This is a genomic window from Novipirellula sp. (assembly GCF_041583735.1).
GTDB lineage: Bacteria > Planctomycetota > Planctomycetia > Pirellulales > Pirellulaceae > Novipirellula.
Window position 1 is genome coordinate 1 of the sequence record NZ_JBFHFD010000994.1, and the last position, 1,993, is coordinate 1,993.

Annotated in this window: 2 protein-coding genes; both read right to left on the reverse strand. The window is 55.5% G+C overall.

What is annotated here, in order from left to right; genetic code table 11:
* Positions 1 to 158: 158 nt before the first annotated feature.
* Positions 159 to 1,628 (reverse strand): DUF1501 domain-containing protein, encoded by a 1,470-nt coding sequence (locus ABX962_RS35395; protein WP_372726356.1) that lies wholly within the window; start codon positions 1,626 to 1,628, stop codon positions 159 to 161.
* A gap of 4 nt (positions 1,629 to 1,632) precedes the next feature.
* A partial coding sequence (locus ABX962_RS35400; RefSeq protein WP_372726357.1) for a DUF1553 domain-containing protein occupies positions 1,633 to 1,993 on the reverse strand: 361 nt, incomplete at its 5' end.

Genomic DNA, 1,993 nt, shown 5'->3' on the forward strand with positions numbered 1-1,993 from the left:
CCAAACGTTCGGCTAACGCCTGCAGTTTTTCCTCCGATGGCAAACCCTCGTTTGGATCTTTCTCTGACGACGTTTCTTGCTTGGAACTGCCGATCGAAAAACCGAGATTGCCCTTTTGACGTGTGCCATCGCCCGCACCAACGATGCGGATGACCAGCTTAGCTGATAATGTCGTGGATCACGGTTCCGAAATCTTGTTCGAGCCGCTTGTGGCCGGGGACCTCCATGCGGTGCGAATTGAGACCGAGTTGATGAAGAATCGTGGCATGCACGTCGGTGACATAATGGGGCTGTTCGACGGCGTGGAATCCAATCTCGTCGGTCGCGCCGTGGACAACGCCCCCTTTCAGTCCTCCTCCAGCCATCCAGACGCTGAATCCGTAGGGATGGTGGTCGCGACCATCGCTGCCTTGAGATCCTGGGGTGCGTCCGAATTCGGTGGCAAACACCACCAGCGTTTCGTTCAGCATTCCTCGTTGCTTTAGGTCGGTTAGCAGACCCGCGATCGGACGGTCGACTTGACCGGCCAGTTTGCTGTGCATGTTCTTCAGATTGGAATGCTGATCCCAAGCGCCTGCGGCACCATCGCCGTGCATGATCTGGATGAATCGGACGCCTTGTTCGGTGAACCGGCGAGCGGCCAGTAGCTGCTGGCCGAAATCGCGAGTTTCAGGTTGGTCCAACCCGTACAGCTTATGTGTTTCTGCGGTTTCGCCATCGAATTTGATGACGTCCGGAACTGCCGTCTGCATTCGGAACGCCAACTCATAAGACTTCGTTCGTGCTTCCAACGCAGCATCGTGTGGGAACCGAGATTCATTCAGCCGGTTCAGTTGGCTGACCAAATCAAATCCCAATCGCTGCTCACGGTCAGAAACCTCTTTTTCGGCTCTGGCATAATCGAGCGGATTTTTGGGATCGACCTTCAAACCGACCGAGTCGTAGGCCGGCCCAAGATAATGGCCGTCGCGGCGATCAAAAAAACGTGGCCCCATGCTGATGAACTGGGGCAAGTTATCGTTCAATGTCCCCAGGCCGTAGTTGATCCAGGCCCCGATGGTTGGCACGCGTGGATCGAGCATGTGCCGTCCCGAGTGGAATTGCACCTGAGCGCCGTGATTGTCGTCGGTCGTCCACATCGATCGAATCACCGAGATGTCGTCGATCCGTGAACCGATATGAGGAAACCAGTCGCTGACTTCGATCCCACTTTGGCCATACTTTTTGTAGCCAACTTGCAGCGGATACAGTTTGTTGCGTTGTTGCCCATTGGCGTCGTTCACCACGACCACGCGAACACGTTTGAGTTTTTCGGAATGCTGGACTTCGGCGAACGGAGTCTCTGGGATCGACATGCCAGCGAATTGATTCAGCGCTGGTTTGGGATCGAAACTCTCCATGTGCGAGACGCCTCCGCGCATGAACAACCAGATCACGTTCTTCGCTTTCGCGGGAAAATGAGGTTGGCCATCGGGGGACGCTAAACCGGCAGCCGCAACCCGCTCTTGTTGCAGCAACGAGGCGAGCGCTATTCCGCCGAGCCCCAAGGCGGACTGTGTGAAAAATTGACGTCGTGGCGAAGCCGTGCCACACGTTGATTGCGACAGTTTGGAACGCGAGGGATTCATCAAGTCACCGGATGGAAATGAAGTCGTTATGATTAATCAGCACATGTACCAATCTGGCACGCATGCGAGAGCTAAGCTCGCTAGCGGTGGCGCCGGAGTGCAGCTCCGCGATCTGTTGGCCGAATTCCGCGCAATGGTCGACCTCTTCGCTACTGGGCGAGCGTGCTAGAAGAGCAACGAAAGCTCGCTCGACAAATTGATCAAAACTCGCATCGGGATTGTCGCCACTGATCCGATCGGCTATCTGCTGAGATGCGGTCAAAGCAAGCTCGCTGTTAGACAGCGCGAGCGCTTGTTGCGGCACGATACTCTCACTGCGGCGGTAACACTGCATCAAATCGGCGTCGTCAAACATTGTCAAAAAC